A 13,630-nucleotide genomic window follows, 5' to 3' on the forward strand; every position below is an offset into this window, starting at 1 on the left:
ACCGCCCGTGGCCGACGACTTCAACCTTGAGGAGGACGACGAACCCACCGCCCCGTTCTGGATGGCGACGTTCAGCGACATGATGACGCTGCTGCTCACGTTCTTCGTGATGCTCGTCGCCATGTCGGAGGTGGAGGTGAAGAAGTTCGAGGAGGCCCTCAGCTATTTCCAGGGCGGCACCGGCATGCTCACCTACGAGTCCGTCACGCCCACGCTCCGCCGCCACTCCAGCGTCGAGTACTCCCAGCGCGAGCACGCCATGCGCTTCGAGGAGGTGGAGCGCTACCTCCAGGAGCAGGGGCTCACCGACATGGTCGAGGTGAACCTGACCGAGACCGGGCTCAGCGTGTCCGTCACGGACTCCGTGATGTTCCGCTCCGGCGCCGCCGAGCTGATCGAGCCGTCGCAGCACCTGCTCGTCACCCTCACCGAGCTCCTCGGCGGCGCCGTCGCCGCCGTCCGCGTGGAGGGCCACACCGACGACCGCCCGATCCAGACCGCCCGCTACCCCTCGAACTGGGAGCTCTCCACGGCCCGGGCCGCCTCCGTGGTCCGGTTCCTGCTGGAGACGCCCGACGCCCTCTCCCCCGACCGCTACACGGCGCTCGGTCACGGCGAGCACCGCCCCATCGCCTCCAACGAGACGGGCGAAGGCCGGGCTCGCAACCGCCGCGTAGACATCTTTTTCGAATGGATCCAGACATGGCCGACCCCATAGTACCCGACCCCGCAGCCCCCCCCAAGCGTCGCTGGATCCCCATCGTCGCAGCGATCGTGGTGCCGGCCGTGCTCGGCGCGTGGGTCGCCGTGAGCCAGCAGGCCTCCCTCGCCGCCGTCCTCGGCGGCCCGGCCGAGGAGGTCGCACTGCCCGTGGAGGAAGAGCCCAAAGCGGAGCCCACGGAGTACGGCGAGTTCCTCGAGTTGCAGGGCCTCATCGTGAACCCCGCCGGCACGGAGGGCCTCCGCTACCTCATGGTGCACGTGGGGTTCGAGAGCGAGCAGGCGAAAGCGCTCGAAGAGCTGACGATGAAGGAGATCGCCGTGCGCGACGCCGTCATCAAGATCCTCAGCGCGAAGACCGTCCCCCAGCTCTCCGACATCGGCCGGCGCGACAGCCTCAAGGTGGAGATCCGCGACACCGTCAACGGGATGCTCCGCGAGGGGCAGATCGACCGCCTCTACTTCACGCAGTACGTCCTCCAATGACCCTGACGGCTTCCCCTCCTGCTCCTCCCGAAGGCCGGTCCGCCGGCGGCGCGCAGCCGTACGACTTCCGCCGACCCCGGCTGCTGTCGCACGACCGGCTCCGCGCCCTCCACGCCGTGCACGAGGTGTTCGGCCGGCGGCTCGCCGTCTACCTCTCGGCCCAGCTCCGCACGCTCGTCGAACTCTCCGTCACATCCGTCGAGCAGCGGACCTACGCCGACTACGTCGTGGCGAGCCGGGAGCCGGCCGCGTTCTTCGTCGGCACGGCGCGGGGGACGGACCACGCCCTGCTGCTGCAGATCGACACGCGGCTCGCGCTCTTCGTCGCGGAGAAGCTGTTCGGCGGGACCGGCGCGTTCGTGGACGAGCCGCGGTCGCTCTCGCAGATCGAACAGCGCGTCGCGCATCGCCTCGCCGACCGCGCCCTCGACGACCTCGGGGCGAGCTGGCGCGACGTCGCCCCGCTCTCGCTCACGAAAGGGGACTACGAGGCCGACGTCCAGTTCGTCCAGCTCCTGCCGGACGCCGAGCCCGTCGTCATCGTCACGTTCGAGGCGTGCGTCCGCGAGCGCTGCGCGCCGCTCACGCTCTGCTACCCCTTCGCCCTCGTCCAGCAGTTGATGGGCGCCACCCCCGCCAAAGAGAAGGTGACGCGCCCCGCCGCCGCCGAGCCGCCGCCGGTGCGTGCGCAGTACGCCGAAGCCGTGGGGACGACCGCCATCGAGCTCCGCGCCGAGCTCGGCCGGACCCGCCTCTCCCTCGGCGAGATCCTCAGCCTCGCCGTCGGCGACGTGGTCCCGCTCCAGCGCCGGCCCTCCGAGCCGCTCCCCGTCTACGTCGGCACACAGCCCCGCTTCAAAGCGCAGGCCGGGCGCTCCGGCTCGCGGTGCGCGCTCCAGATCGTCGAGGTTGTCGGTGCCGCTCCCTCCCCCGAACCCAACCCTCCGCACGCCGATGTCCGCTGATCAGCCCATGCCCGACGCCCCGCTCACCGAATCCCTCGCCGACACCGCGCCGTCCGAGCCCGCGTCGTCCGCCCCTGCGCCGTCCGCCACGCCCACCGTCGAAGTCGCCGCTGCCACGTTCCCCGACGTGGGCAGCGAACACCTCGGCGACGGCCCCGCGCGGGCGGCCGACCTCGGCGTGCTCCACGACGTCGAGCTCGACGTGACGGTCGAACTCGGCCGACGGCACCTCCCCCTCTCGGACGTGCTCCGCCTCGGCGCGGGGAGTGTAATCGAGCTGGAGAAGATGGTCGGCGAGCCGCTCGCGGTCTACGCCAACGGGCGGCTCATCGCCGAGGGCGAGGCCGTAGTCGTAGACGAGCAGTTCGGCGTCCGCATCACCCGGCTCGCCACGCCGAGCGCGGCCGGCAACGCTTTCCACTGAGCGGGCGCACTCGCGCGCGCGAGGACACACAATTCGGCCCCTGCGGCCCGTATGGCCAGCCGCCCCGGATGACCGGGGCGGCTGGCATCGTTTTCGCAGAGACCGGAATCACGTCGGCTCGTTTGCCGCCGCGCTCCGTCCCCGCCTCCGCCCGCCGCCATGCTCGCCCGTTTCTCCACCGCCGCCATCCCCCCGCCGTTGCTCCGCCGGATCGGCCTCTTCGCCGCCGGCCTGCTCGTGCTCTTCCTCGCCGTCCAGCTCATGCCGTCGGCCCCGCCCGACGCGGCGGCCGGGCAGGAGATTCGCGAGGCCGAAGCGCTCCGCGGCGGGCGGAGCGAGCGCGGCGGGCCCCGCCTGTTCAGCGTCGGCAACCTGATCGCGTTCGCGCTCCTCGCGGGCGGCGGCGCGTTTGCCCTCCACCTCCGCAAGCAGACCGGCGACCCCGCGACCGCTGCCCACCTTCACTCGGTCGGCCAGCTCCAGCTCGCGCAGGGCCAGCAGCTCCGGCTCGTCCGCTGCGGCGGCGACGTGCTCCTGCTAGGCGTCACGAGCGGGCAGATCACGCTGCTCCAGCGCTACCCCGCCGGCACGTTCGTCGGGCCCGAGCCTGAGCCCGAGCCCGACGCGCTCCCGCCCGGCTTCGCCGACCTCCTCCGCAGCAGCCTCGGCCGCCCGACCCATGCGTAACCCCGTGCCCCGCCTGCTGCTCCTCGCCGCTCTCCTCGCGTTCGCGCCCGCCGCGCTCGCGCCTGCCGTACTCGCGCAGGAAGCCTCGGCCGACCTCGCCGCTGAAACCGCCGCGCCCGCCCCTGCGCCCGATGCCCCGTCGAGTGGGTCGTCGGTCGGGTCCGTGCTCTCGCCGCTCCCCGGCGTGTCGCTGACGAAGGGGGACGAGGACCTTGCCCTCCCGATCCAGCTCCTCCTGCTCCTGACGGTGCTCACGCTCGCGCCGTCGGTCATCATCCTGATGACGAGCTTCACGCGGCTCATCGTCATCTTCAGCATCCTCCGCACGGCGCTCGGGATGCAGCAGTCGCCGCCGACGCAGATCATCATCGGGCTTGCGCTCTTCCTGACGTTCTTCATCATGGCGCCGGTCATCGAGGAGGTCAACACGAACGCGCTGGAGCCCTACCTCGCGGAGAAGATCACGCAGTCCGAAGCGCTCGCCCTCGCCGCCGCGCCGACGAAGGCGTTCATGCTGGAGCAGACGCGCGACAAGGACCTCATGCTGTTCATGGACATGGGCGGCCTCGACGCCGTAGCGACGCCGGAGGAGGTCCCGCTCCACGTGCTCGTCCCGGCGTTCGTGATCTCCGAGCTGCGGATCGCCTTCCAGATCGGGTTCATGCTGTTCCTCCCGTTCCTCATCGTGGACCTCATCGTGGCGAGCGTGCTGATGTCGATGGGCATGATGATGCTCCCGCCGGTGATGATCTCGCTCCCCATCAAGCTCCTCCTCTTCGTCCTCACGGACGGCTGGTACCTCATCGTCGAGTCCGTCGTGCGCGGCTACTTAGGGTAAGAGGTCGGGGGTTCGGGGTAGGATGTTCTCCCGGCTCAGCCCCTCATCGACCCTCGAACTCACAACCCCAAACTCTAAACCTGTGAATGCTGACGTTGCTCTTTTCTGGATGCGCGAGGCGATGGTGCTCGCCGTGACCGTCACCGCCCCGCTCCTCGGCGTGGCCCTCGCCGTCGGCCTCCTCGTGAGCCTGATCCAGGCCGTGACCTCGATCCAGGAGATGACGCTGAGCTACATCCCGAAAATCCTCGCGATCGCCGCCATGCTCCTCCTCCTCGCGCCGTGGATGCTGGAGCTGCTGACGGACTTCACCGCACACGCCTTCACGTTCATCCCGAACGTCTCGCGCTGAGCTGGGTGTGGACGTAAGGGGGTGAGGGCGTATGGGAGTAACGACTTGATCGCCTCCACCTGCTCCCACACGTCCACACTCACGCTCCCCCACACGCCCCCGCCGTGCTCCTCGACCCCGAGTACATCCTCCGCGTCTTGCTGGTCTTTGTGCGGATCGGGGGGCTGCTCGTGGCGGCGCCGTTCTTCAGCCAGAAGTTTATCCCGGTGCAGGTGAAGGTGATGCTGGCGGCGGTCCTCGCGTTCAGCCTCGCCGGGCTCGCAGGCGGCGCGCTCCCGCCGACCATCACGCACCCCGTCGGGTTCGTCGTCGCCGTCATCATCGAGGCGCTGACGGGGGTGATGCTCGGGTTCGCCGCGCAGTTCGTGTTCTACGCCGTGCAGTTCGCCGGCGACGTGATCGGGTTCCAGATGAGCCTGAGCCTCGCGCAGATCTACAACCCCATCAGCGGCGAGCCCTCGAACCCCATCGGGCGCTTCCTGACGCTGCTGTTCATGCTGCTCTTCGTCCTGCTCGACGGGCCGCAGCAGATCGTCATCGCGCTCGTGACGTCGTTCCAGATCGTCCCGCTCGCCGGGGCGAACCTCGCGGCGGGCGGCCCCCTCCTGCTCCAGTGGACGGGCGCGTTCTTCACGACGGCCCTCCGCCTCTCCGCCCCGTTCATGGTGACGCTCTTCCTCGTCGACGTCGCCCTCGGCGTGTTCGCGCGGATGGTCCCGCAGGCCGACCTCTTCTCGCTCAGCCTCCCGCTCAAGCTGCTCGTCGGGCTGAGCCTGTTCGCCCTCTTCCTCCAGGGCTTCGGCCCCGTCGTGCCCGACCTCGTCGCACAAATGGTAGGCGACATGGCTCGGCTCCTCGACGTGTTCGCGGGCTGAGGCGGTCCGGCTCGGGCGGAAAACCTTTCCCCGTCCGGCGGCGCGAGCTTCCGGAATCGGCCGGGATGCGGCGCTAGCGGCCGAATCAGCCCGTGCGGGCAGGCTGGCACACTCGTTGACTTAGGCTCCGCACACCCTAGCCTCGTCCCGTGAGCGACCAGCCCGACCGCCAAGAGAAGGTCCACGACCCAACCCCGCAGCGCCTGAAGAAGGCGCGCGAGGACGGCAACGTCTTTCGCTCGAAAGAGATGTCGTCGGTGGGGATGGTCGGCGTCGGCAGCGCGGTGCTCATCTTTGGGATGCCGCCCGCGTTCGGCGTGCTGCAGTCGATGATGACGCGGCTCTTCCTCGGCGCGCCGACGATGACGTTCAGCCCCGCGAGCATGCAGGCGCTCCTCGCCGACCTCGGCCTGCAAGTGGCGCTCGTGCTCGCCCCGTTCTTCGGCGTGCTCATGATCGCCGGCGTCGCGCTGAGCCTCGCGCAGACGGGGTGGAACGTGTCCGCGAAACCCCTCATGCCGAAGGCGAACCGGATCTCGCCGCTGCAAGGCATCAAGCGGCTGTTCTCGTCGAAGGGCCTGTTCGAGACGGGGAAGTCGCTCGCGAAGATCCTCGTCGTCGGCCCGCTCGCGTACATCGTCATCAAGGGCCACCTCCCCGAGATCCTCGTCCTCCACACCGTCCCGTTCGAGGGGATTTTCACGACGGCCGCCGGGTGGATCGCCGGGCTCCTCCTGCAAATGCTCCTCGCCCTCGCCCTCCTCTCGGCCGTGGACTTCGCGTTCGAGAAGTGGAAGTACAAGGAGGACCTGAAGATGACCGACCGCGAGGTGAAGGACGAGTCGAAGGATCAGGAGGGCGACCCCCACATCAAAGGCAAGCGGCGGCAGGTGGCGCGCGAGATGGCCCGCCGCCCGAGGCTCGACCACGCCGTGATGCAGGCCGACGTCGTGATCACGAACCCGACGCACTACGCCATCGCCCTCCGCTACGACCCCCTCGAGGGCGGCGCCCCGCGCGTGCTCGCCAAGGGCATCCGCAAGCGCGCCCTCCGCATCAAAGCCCTCGCCGCCGAGCTCGGCACGCCGACCGTCGAGAACCGCCCGCTCGCCCGTGCGCTCTACGCCGCCGTGCCCGAGGGGCACGAGATCGCCGAGGACCTCTACCCCGCCGTCGCCGCCGTCCTCGCCGAGGTCTACCGGGCGCGCGAGCGCGCCGCCTAATCCGCCCCCGTGTCCAGCCTCCCCGCCGCCGCCCCGCCCGCCGCCCCGCCCGCCTTCCGCGTGGGCGGCGAGGTCGTCGTCGCCTCCAGCGTCGTCTTCATCCTGCTGATGCTGGTGGTGCCGCTCCCCGGCTTCCTCCTAGACCTCCTGCTGGCGACGAACATCGCCATCAGCCTCGCCGTCCTCCTCACGGCGTTCTACGCGAACCGGCCGCTGGAATTCGCGATCTTCCCCGGCCTCCTCCTCATGACGACGCTGTTCCGCCTCTCGCTCAACGTGGCGAGCACGCGGCTGATCCTGAGCGAGGGGAAGGCGGGCGCGCTCATCGCCGCCTTCGGCGACTTCGTCGTGGCCGGGAATTACGTCGTCGGCGGGATCGTCTTCCTCGTCCTCGTCCTCATCAACTTCATCGTCATCACGAAGGGCTCGGGCCGCATCGCCGAGGTCGGCGCGCGGTTCACGCTCGACGCCCTCCCCGGCAAGCAGATGGCGATCGACGCCGACCTCAACGCCGGGCTCATCGGCGAGGCCGAGGCGAAGCAGCGCCGCGCCGACGTCTCGCGCGAGGCCGACTTCTACGGCGCGATGGACGGCGCCTCGAAGTTCGTCCGCGGCGACGCCATGGCCGGCCTCATCATCACGGCGATCAACATCGTCGGCGGCCTCCTCATCGGCGCGACGCAGCAGGGGATGTCGATCTCGGAGGCGGCGGCGACGTTCACGCTCCTCTCGATCGGCGACGGCCTCGTCAGCCAGATCCCCGCCCTCCTCATCTCGACGGCGGCCGGCATCATCGTCAGCCGCGCCTCGGGCGAGGGAAACATCGCGGGCGAGCTGGCGGGCCAGCTCTTCACGAAGTCGCAGCCGATCCTGCTGACCGGCGGCTTCCTCGTCCTCCTCGGTCTGATGCCAGGCCTCCCGATCCTCCCGTTCTGGATGCTCGCGGGCGGGACGCTCTTCCTCGGGCGCAAGCGGAGCCGGAGCGAGCACGCCGCCGCCGTCGAGGTCTACGAGACCGGCCTCCGCGATACGGCCGCGGCCGACGCCGAAGAAGAGACCACGCCTGCCGACCTCCTCCTCGTGGACCCGCTCGAACTCGAGATCGGCTACTCCCTCATCTCGATCGTGGACCCGAGCCAGAACGGCGACCTGCTGGAGCGGGTGAAGCTGCTCCGGCAGCAGCTCGCCGTCGAGCTCGGCGTCGTGATCCCGCCCGTCCGCATCCGCGACAACGTCGGAATCGGAGCGAACAAATACATCATCAAGCTGCGCGGGAACGCCGTGGCCGAGGGCGAGGTGATGCCCGGCTACCACCTCGCCCTCCTGCCCGACGACTCGGCCGACGCCCCGCCCGGCGTCCGCTGCGAGGACCCGACGTTCGGCCTCCCCGCGGTGTGGGTCGCCGAGCGGAACATGGGCGAGGCCGAGCGGCTCGGGCTCACCGTCGTCGAAGCCCCGGCTGTCGTCACGACGCACCTCCTCGAAGTTCTCCGCAAGCACGCCCACAAGCTGCTCGACCGGCAGGAGACGAAGAAGCTGATCGACAAGGTGAAGGAGGCGGCGCCGACGCTCGTCGAGGAGCTCGTGCCGGGGATGCTGACCGTGGGCTCGGTGCAGAAAGTCCTCAAGCGGCTGCTGATGGAGCGCGTCCCCATCCGCGACCTCGTGACGATCCTCGAAGCCCTCGCCGACCACGCCCCGACGACGAAGAACCTCGACGTGCTGACCGAATACGTCCGCGCCTCGCTCGCCCCGACGATTACGCGGCAGCTCATGGCCGGCGGCCCGAGCGTCCACTGCGTCGTGCTCGACCCCGTGCTGGAACAGCACTTGCTTGAGCAGGCCGAAGCCGGCAAGCTCAACCCGAACACGCTTGGCCTCGACCCCGCCCGCGCCGAGAAGTTCGTCGCCGAGGCGGACCGGCTCGCGAAGCGGCTGCTCAGCCAGGGCCACGCGCCCGTGCTCCTGACCTCGCCGGTCCTCCGTGCCGCCCTCTTCGGCTTCCTCTCGCCCATGCTCTCCGACATCACCGTGGTCTCGTACAACGACCTCGTCCCCGAAGCCGCCGTCGACGTCGACGCCCAGCTCAAGCTCGTCTAACGCCCCGTTTTCATGGATATCAAGACCCTGACAGGCCCCAGCATCCAGGCCGCGCTCGCCGAAGCGCGCCAACTCCTGGGCGACGACGTGATGCTGCTGGAGTCCGTCGCCGCGCGTGACGGCGAGCCCGCCCGGATCACGGTGATGGTGGACGCCGCGCTCGACCGGAAGCCCACCGCGCCGGCGGCCGTCCCCGTTGCCGAGCCGGCGTTTGTCGCGGCAGCTCCGGCGGCGTACGGCTACGCCGCGCAACGCGCCCGCCCCGTCGCCGCGATGCCGGAAGAACCTGCCGCGCCGCCCGCATTTTCTTCCCCTCGATCCGCTGCCGGCTCCGCCCCCACGCGGCCCCGCCTCTTCACCCCCGAGCCCGCCTCGGCTCCGGCCTCGGCCCCGGCTCCGGCCGTTGACCTCTCGGCCATCGAAGCCTTGCTCGACGCCCGACTCGGTCAACTCCACGACCGGATCGCCTCGCTCGAAGCCGGGCTCGGCGCGAGCGGCACCGTGCTCGGCGCAGCGAAGCAGTGGCTCTCGCACCCGCTCTACGGCGACCTCCTCACGCGCGGCCTCCGGCCCGAAACGGCCGACCGCCTCTTCCACGCCGTCGTCGAGCGCGGCTTCCGCGCCGACGACCGCAGCCCCGAGACCCTCGGCGAGATCCGCTGGGCCATCGCCCAGGAACTGCGCGGCCTCCTCCACCGCCCGACGACGCCGCACGACGCGACGGGCACGCTCGTCCTCGTCGGGCCGAGCGGGGCGGGCAAGACGTCGCTCCTGCTCAAGCTCGCCCTCCACCCCAGCTTTTACGGACGGCGGCGGACGGCCGCGCTCGTCCTCGTCCCCGAAGACGCCGACGCCCACCCGCACCAGAGCCCGGCCGACCTCTACCGCCGCCACGGCCTCCCGGTCATGGTCGCCAGCACGCCCGCCGAGGTCCGCCAGGCCCTCGCCCGCACCTCCGACTTCGACCAGCTCCTCATCGACACGCCGCCGCTTCACCCGCGCTCGGGCGAAGCCCGCAAGATGATGGAGTGGCTGCAAGGCCTCCTCGCCGAGGTCGGCGCGTTCGACGTCCACCTCGTGCTCGACGCGACGCGTGCGCTCGAAGGCTTCGGCGCCGACTACCTCCGCAGCCTCCCGCTCCGCCCGACGGCCGCCTCCCTCACCCGCCTCGACGAGACCGACGGATGGGGCCGCGTGGCCGAGTGGATGCTCGCGCTCGACCTCCCCGTCCAGTTCGTCTCCACGAGCCCTCGCGTGCCGGACGGCCTCCGCAAGTTCACGCCGGGCTGGTTCGTCGAGCAGGTCACACACGCCGCCGCCGACGCCGAGGCCGGAGACCTCTCGCCATGGAGCTAACACGATCCCACGGCCCGACGACGCTCGCCGTCGTCAGCGGCAAAGGCGGCGTCGGTAAAAGCGTCGTCGCCGTCAACCTCGCCGAATCACTCGCCCACGGCGGCGCCCGCGTCGCACTCGTCGACGTCGACTTCGGGCAGAGCGCGTGCGCGGTGCTCGTGAACGAGGCGCCGCCGTACACCGCACACGACTGGATGCGGGGCCGCGCCGATCTCACCGATCTCCGCTGGCAGACCGAGGCCGGCGTGACGCTCGTGCAGGGCGCCGCCGACCCGCTCGCCCCGGCCGAGACGACCGCCCTCCTCGCGAACCTCGGCCGCGTCGTAGACGCACTTCGCGCCGACCACGACTACGTCCTCCTCGACACGCCCGCCGGCGTCGACGGCCCCGTCCGCTGGGCGCTCGACCACGCCGACCTCGGCCTGCTCGTGCTCGTCGGCGAGCCGACGGCCGTGGCTGACGCGTACCGCCTCGCGCGGCTCGTGTGGGAGGCCGATGCCGGCTACCCGCTCGGCGCCGTCGTCAACCTCGCCGACACCGAAGCCGAGGCGACGAGCGTGAGCGAGCGGTTCGGCGCCATCACCGAGCGGTTCACCGGGCGTGCGCCCGACCTGCTCGGGTGGATTCCGTACGCCGCGCAGATGCGCCGCGCCGTCGCCACGCAGACGCCCGCCGTCCGCTCGCCCGGCTCGATGCGGCAAGCCTTCGCCGACCTCGCCGACGCCGTCGCCGCCCGCCGCCCCGCGCCCTTCTACCTCTAGCCCTACCCCGCACCGCCCGCCATGCAGTCCCTCACGCTCCAGATCAGCGGCATTGCCGCGCTCCTCATGCTGCTCAACCAGCTCTGGGGCTACGCGCCCCTCGAGCGGTCGCTCGTGGTGACGATCGGAGCGGGGACGGTGGTCTATAGCGTACTACTCGTGGGGCAGGCCGTCGTCCGCTACGTCATCACCGCTGCGGCGGCACCCGATATCGCAACGGATGATGCCCCAGCCGAGCCGCCGCCCGCCGATGCCTCCCCGCCCTCTCCACCCGTTTCGTAACGCGCTCCCATGAAGGAGGACGATCTCCAGACCCACGCCCTGCGCTACGCCGCCGACCCGACGCCTCGCCACCGCGAGGCCGTCGCCGTGGCCGCCGTCCCGCTCGTCCGCTCGCTCGTCGGCAAGCTGACGCTCCCGAACAACCCGCTTGCGACGTGGGAGGACCTCGAAGGGGCCGGCCTCCTCGGGCTCATGCAGGCGCTCGACACCTACGACCCCGGGCGCGGCGCGCAGTTCGTGACGCACGCCTACCGCCGCATCCAGGGCGCCCTCATCGACTACCTCCGCTCGATCGACGTGCTCTCGCGCGACAAGCGGCAGCTCATGGCCGCGGCCCAGAGCGCCATCGACACGCTCTACCAGATGCTCGGTGAGGAGCCGCAGGACGAGGACGTGGCGGACTACCTCGGCATCTCGCTTGACGAGTACCACAGCCTGCTCTCCGAAGCCCAGCACCGCTTCACCCTCTCCGTCGATCAGCCGATCGGAGACGAGGACGGGGCGCGGATGCTGGAGACCCTCGCGCACGACGACGGCGAGGACGGGTTCGATGCCGTCGAGGCGCGGTTCGAGCTAGACGTGCTGGAGAAAGTCATCCCCAACCTGCCCGAGCGCGAGCGCAACATCCTCGCGCTCTACTACATCGAGGACCTAACGCTGCGCGAAGTCGGCGAAGTGCTCGGCGTGAGCGACGCGCGCATTTCGCAGATCCTCGGCAAGACGCTCCTCAAGCTCCGCCACACGCTGTCGGCCACGCAGCCGCCCCGCTCGGCGGCGGAGATCCGCTCGGCGGCATAGCGGCTGAACACACGGAGGGGCGGGCGTCCAGCCAGACGCCCGCCCCTCGCTTCGCACCGCACGGCGTCACTCAGCGCATCACCTCCCCCGTGGGGAACGGGCTCTGCGGGGGGACGCGCTCGCCGTTGCGGGCGGTACCGTTGGGCCGTCCGCCCGTCGACCGGCGCGGGCCGCTCGGGCGCTGCGCCGGCGGCGAGGACGGGGCCGAAGGCTGCGGGACGTACTTCGCCGGGATGCGCGGGACCTCGGCGAAGCGGCCCTTGTCGTTGAGCGGCACCCACTGCGACGGCATCTCGTAGAGGTAGCGGCCGATGCCGAGCGCCGCGCCCGCGCGCTTCATCGCGTTCGAGAGCCCGCCCTTGACGGCTTCCACGTCGGTGTTGTCGGCGCCGTCCTCGCGCCAGACCCACTCGCCGTCGTCGTTCTTGAAGTAGATGCGGCAGAGGACGCCGCCCTCGGGGCCGGCGCGGAACTCGTTCTTCCAGTTGCCGGGGCCGAACACCTCGTCGAGCCGCTCCTGCACGGCGCGGGCGGTGATGTACGCCATCGCGAGGCCCTTGCTCTTGTCGCGTGTCGTCGCGCCGGGCTTCCACTCGATGTCGTGCGCCGGGAAGGGGTCGGTCAGTCGTTGCCAGTTGATGCTCATGGCGAGTCCTCGTGTGGTTTCGTTTCGCAGTAGCGACGGCGGGGCGCTGCGGAGCGCGGGGCCGCCAAGTCGCGGTAGCCCAGAGTACGGCGTCTCGCTGCCACCTCTTTGTCACACGAAGGGGGAGAAAGAATTCCTCCGAGGAACGAGGGCGCCGAGGTCCCGAAAACCGACAGGGCCGCTCCCCCATTCCGGGAGAGCGGCCCCTCGTGACGCTGAGGGGACACCCCTGCCCCTACAGCGGCCTCCTCACGAGGCTATGATTATGCGGCATCGGTTACGAGCCCGTCGGACGCAGACGGTGCGGCCGGGTGACGGCCTCGTCGACGTGCACCTCCCACGCCTCGCTGAACCGGCGGTCGAACCGGCGGAGGAGGATGAACGGGTTCGTGCCGTTGGCGGCGTGCCACAGCCCGCGCTCCGAGAAGTACTCCTCCTGCTCGGGATCGATTTCGTACGTCACCATCGCGGCGGCCTGTTCCGGGCGAAGCCGGAGGTTCTTCGCCTCGCGCGTGGCGAGCGTGGTCAGGTTGATACGCCCGCGTTCGGAGAAGAGGTCCGGCTGACCCGGGGCAGAAATCTCCCACTGCGCGACGAGGTAGAGGCAGTCGTCCATGTGATCGAGGAGGTCGGAGCCGCGGAGACGATAGAGGGCGTCCACGGCGGGCTGCCCGTCGGGCCGGTTCGAGGCGATGAGCGTGGCGTCGCGGCGGAGACGACGCTGGTGATCGCGGAGGTTCCGTCCCCCGCCGCACTCGATGGCGATGCGCCGCGGCCGGATCGGACCCGGCACCTCGGCGACGAAATCGACGGTGAAGAACGCGCCGGCCGTTTCGAGTTCGACCTCGCTGCGGAGCACGGCGTCTTCGCGGAGGTACTTCACGATGTGCCACGCGAACTCGTCCTGCACCGCCCCGTCATAGGGCGGCTCGTAGGCGGGGCCGGAGAGGAGGCCTTTCGGCTCGACGGCGTCGGGCTTAGAGAGACGGATCATCGGAGGAGGGGTCTGAGTCAGGGTTGAAGCGGCGGGACAGGCATCATCGCGCGCGCGTACGTGTAATATCCCTCGCCCGGGTGCCACCGGTTTGTCACAGCTCCTGGCACTAATTTTCGCCGC

The 13,630-nt window shown here is 70.4% G+C and carries 16 protein-coding genes; 14 read left to right on the forward strand and 2 right to left on the reverse strand.

Going from position 1 to position 13,630, the window contains the following annotated elements:
• The first annotated feature begins 7 nt into the window (after positions 1-7).
• The 14 genes from ABJF88_16585 (at position 8) to ABJF88_16650 (ending at position 11,867) form a co-directional block, all read left to right on the forward strand.
• Positions 8-718: a flagellar motor protein MotB gene (locus ABJF88_16585; protein MEP0548554.1), complete on the forward strand. Its 711-nt coding sequence runs from the start codon at positions 8-10 to the stop codon at positions 716-718.
• On the forward strand, positions 703-1,206 hold the full coding sequence (locus tag ABJF88_16590; GenBank protein ID MEP0548555.1) for a flagellar basal body-associated FliL family protein: 504 nt from the start codon (positions 703-705) through the stop codon (positions 1,204-1,206). Before ABJF88_16585 ends, ABJF88_16590 begins: the two co-directional genes overlap by 16 nt.
• Positions 1,203-2,171, forward strand: a complete 969-nt coding sequence (locus tag ABJF88_16595; GenBank protein MEP0548556.1) for a FliM/FliN family flagellar motor switch protein — start codon at positions 1,203-1,205, stop codon at positions 2,169-2,171. The genes ABJF88_16590 and ABJF88_16595 overlap by 4 nt, the downstream gene beginning before the upstream one ends.
• A complete protein-coding gene (gene fliN, locus ABJF88_16600; protein ID MEP0548557.1) occupies positions 2,161-2,595 on the forward strand; it encodes a flagellar motor switch protein FliN in 435 nt (144 codons plus the stop codon). The genes ABJF88_16595 and fliN overlap by 11 nt, the downstream gene beginning before the upstream one ends.
• Before the next feature lie 159 nt (positions 2,596-2,754).
• The gene (locus ABJF88_16605) at positions 2,755-3,282 is read left to right on the forward strand and encodes a flagellar biosynthetic protein FliO (GenBank protein MEP0548558.1); all 528 of its coding nucleotides are present in this window, start codon (positions 2,755-2,757) and stop codon (positions 3,280-3,282) included.
• A complete protein-coding gene (gene fliP, locus ABJF88_16610) occupies positions 3,275-4,120 on the forward strand; it encodes a flagellar type III secretion system pore protein FliP (GenBank protein MEP0548559.1) in 846 nt (281 codons plus the stop codon). Before ABJF88_16605 ends, fliP begins: the two co-directional genes overlap by 8 nt.
• A gap of 82 nt (positions 4,121-4,202) precedes the next feature.
• On the forward strand, positions 4,203-4,472 hold the full coding sequence (fliQ, locus tag ABJF88_16615) for a flagellar biosynthesis protein FliQ (GenBank protein MEP0548560.1): 270 nt from the start codon (positions 4,203-4,205) through the stop codon (positions 4,470-4,472).
• Between the two features lie 104 nt (positions 4,473-4,576).
• Positions 4,577-5,347 carry a flagellar biosynthetic protein FliR gene (gene fliR, locus ABJF88_16620; GenBank protein MEP0548561.1) on the forward strand — a complete coding sequence of 257 codons (771 nt, stop codon included), beginning with the start codon at positions 4,577-4,579 and terminating at the stop codon, positions 5,345-5,347.
• A 149-nt stretch (positions 5,348-5,496) separates the two neighbouring features.
• Positions 5,497-6,570: a flagellar biosynthesis protein FlhB gene (gene flhB, locus ABJF88_16625; GenBank protein MEP0548562.1), complete on the forward strand. Its 1,074-nt coding sequence runs from the start codon at positions 5,497-5,499 to the stop codon at positions 6,568-6,570.
• Positions 6,571-6,579: 9 nt separating this feature from the next.
• Positions 6,580-8,670: a flagellar biosynthesis protein FlhA gene (flhA, locus tag ABJF88_16630; protein ID MEP0548563.1), complete on the forward strand. Its 2,091-nt coding sequence runs from the start codon at positions 6,580-6,582 to the stop codon at positions 8,668-8,670.
• Positions 8,671-8,682: 12 nt separating this feature from the next.
• Positions 8,683-10,026: a flagellar biosynthesis protein FlhF gene (locus ABJF88_16635; protein MEP0548564.1), complete on the forward strand. Its 1,344-nt coding sequence runs from the start codon at positions 8,683-8,685 to the stop codon at positions 10,024-10,026.
• Positions 10,017-10,787, forward strand: coding sequence for a P-loop NTPase (locus tag ABJF88_16640; GenBank protein MEP0548565.1), 771 nt, complete (start codon positions 10,017-10,019; stop codon positions 10,785-10,787). The genes ABJF88_16635 and ABJF88_16640 overlap by 10 nt, the downstream gene beginning before the upstream one ends.
• 21 nt (positions 10,788-10,808) lie before the next feature.
• Positions 10,809-11,069 (forward strand): hypothetical protein, encoded by a 261-nt coding sequence (locus ABJF88_16645; protein ID MEP0548566.1) that lies wholly within the window; start codon positions 10,809-10,811, stop codon positions 11,067-11,069.
• Positions 11,070-11,078: 9 nt separating this feature from the next.
• On the forward strand, positions 11,079-11,867 hold the full coding sequence (locus ABJF88_16650) for a FliA/WhiG family RNA polymerase sigma factor (GenBank protein MEP0548567.1): 789 nt from the start codon (positions 11,079-11,081) through the stop codon (positions 11,865-11,867).
• A 70-nt stretch (positions 11,868-11,937) separates the two neighbouring features.
• On the opposite strand, the gene ABJF88_16655 is transcribed toward ABJF88_16650, so the two are convergent.
• A complete protein-coding gene (locus ABJF88_16655; protein MEP0548568.1) occupies positions 11,938-12,513 on the reverse strand; it encodes a Rad52/Rad22 family DNA repair protein in 576 nt (191 codons plus the stop codon).
• Positions 12,514-12,790: 277 nt separating this feature from the next.
• On the reverse strand, positions 12,791-13,507 hold the full coding sequence (locus ABJF88_16660) for a hypothetical protein (protein MEP0548569.1): 717 nt from the start codon (positions 13,505-13,507) through the stop codon (positions 12,791-12,793).
• Between the last annotated feature and the right edge of the window lie 123 nt (positions 13,508-13,630).

The organism is Rhodothermales bacterium (assembly GCA_039944855.1).
In the GTDB taxonomy this organism is placed as follows: domain Bacteria; phylum Bacteroidota; class Rhodothermia; order Rhodothermales; family JANQRZ01; genus JBBSMX01.

What these genes read in the sequence shown, in the direction of transcription:
- ABJF88_16590 (MEP0548555.1), top strand. Translation starts at nt 703, where the DNA reads ATGGCCGACCCCATAGTACCCGACCCCGCAGCCCCCCCCAAGCGTCGC.
- ABJF88_16595 (MEP0548556.1), top strand. Translation starts at nt 1,203, where the DNA reads ATGACCCTGACGGCTTCCCCTCCTGCTCCTCCCGAAGGCCGGTCCGCC.
- fliN (MEP0548557.1), top strand. Translation starts at nt 2,161, where the DNA reads ATGTCCGCTGATCAGCCCATGCCCGACGCCCCGCTCACCGAATCCCTC.
- ABJF88_16605 (MEP0548558.1), top strand. Translation starts at nt 2,755, where the DNA reads ATGCTCGCCCGTTTCTCCACCGCCGCCATCCCCCCGCCGTTGCTCCGC.
- fliP (MEP0548559.1), top strand. Translation starts at nt 3,275, where the DNA reads ATGCGTAACCCCGTGCCCCGCCTGCTGCTCCTCGCCGCTCTCCTCGCG.
- ABJF88_16635 (MEP0548564.1), top strand. Translation starts at nt 8,683, where the DNA reads ATGGATATCAAGACCCTGACAGGCCCCAGCATCCAGGCCGCGCTCGCC.
- ABJF88_16640 (MEP0548565.1), top strand. Translation starts at nt 10,017, where the DNA reads ATGGAGCTAACACGATCCCACGGCCCGACGACGCTCGCCGTCGTCAGC.
- ABJF88_16645 (MEP0548566.1), top strand. Translation starts at nt 10,809, where the DNA reads ATGCAGTCCCTCACGCTCCAGATCAGCGGCATTGCCGCGCTCCTCATG.
- ABJF88_16650 (MEP0548567.1), top strand. Translation starts at nt 11,079, where the DNA reads ATGAAGGAGGACGATCTCCAGACCCACGCCCTGCGCTACGCCGCCGAC.
- ABJF88_16655 (MEP0548568.1), bottom strand. Translation starts at nt 12,513, where the DNA reads ATGAGCATCAACTGGCAACGACTGACCGACCCCTTCCCGGCGCACGAC.
- ABJF88_16660 (MEP0548569.1), bottom strand. Translation starts at nt 13,507, where the DNA reads ATGATCCGTCTCTCTAAGCCCGACGCCGTCGAGCCGAAAGGCCTCCTC.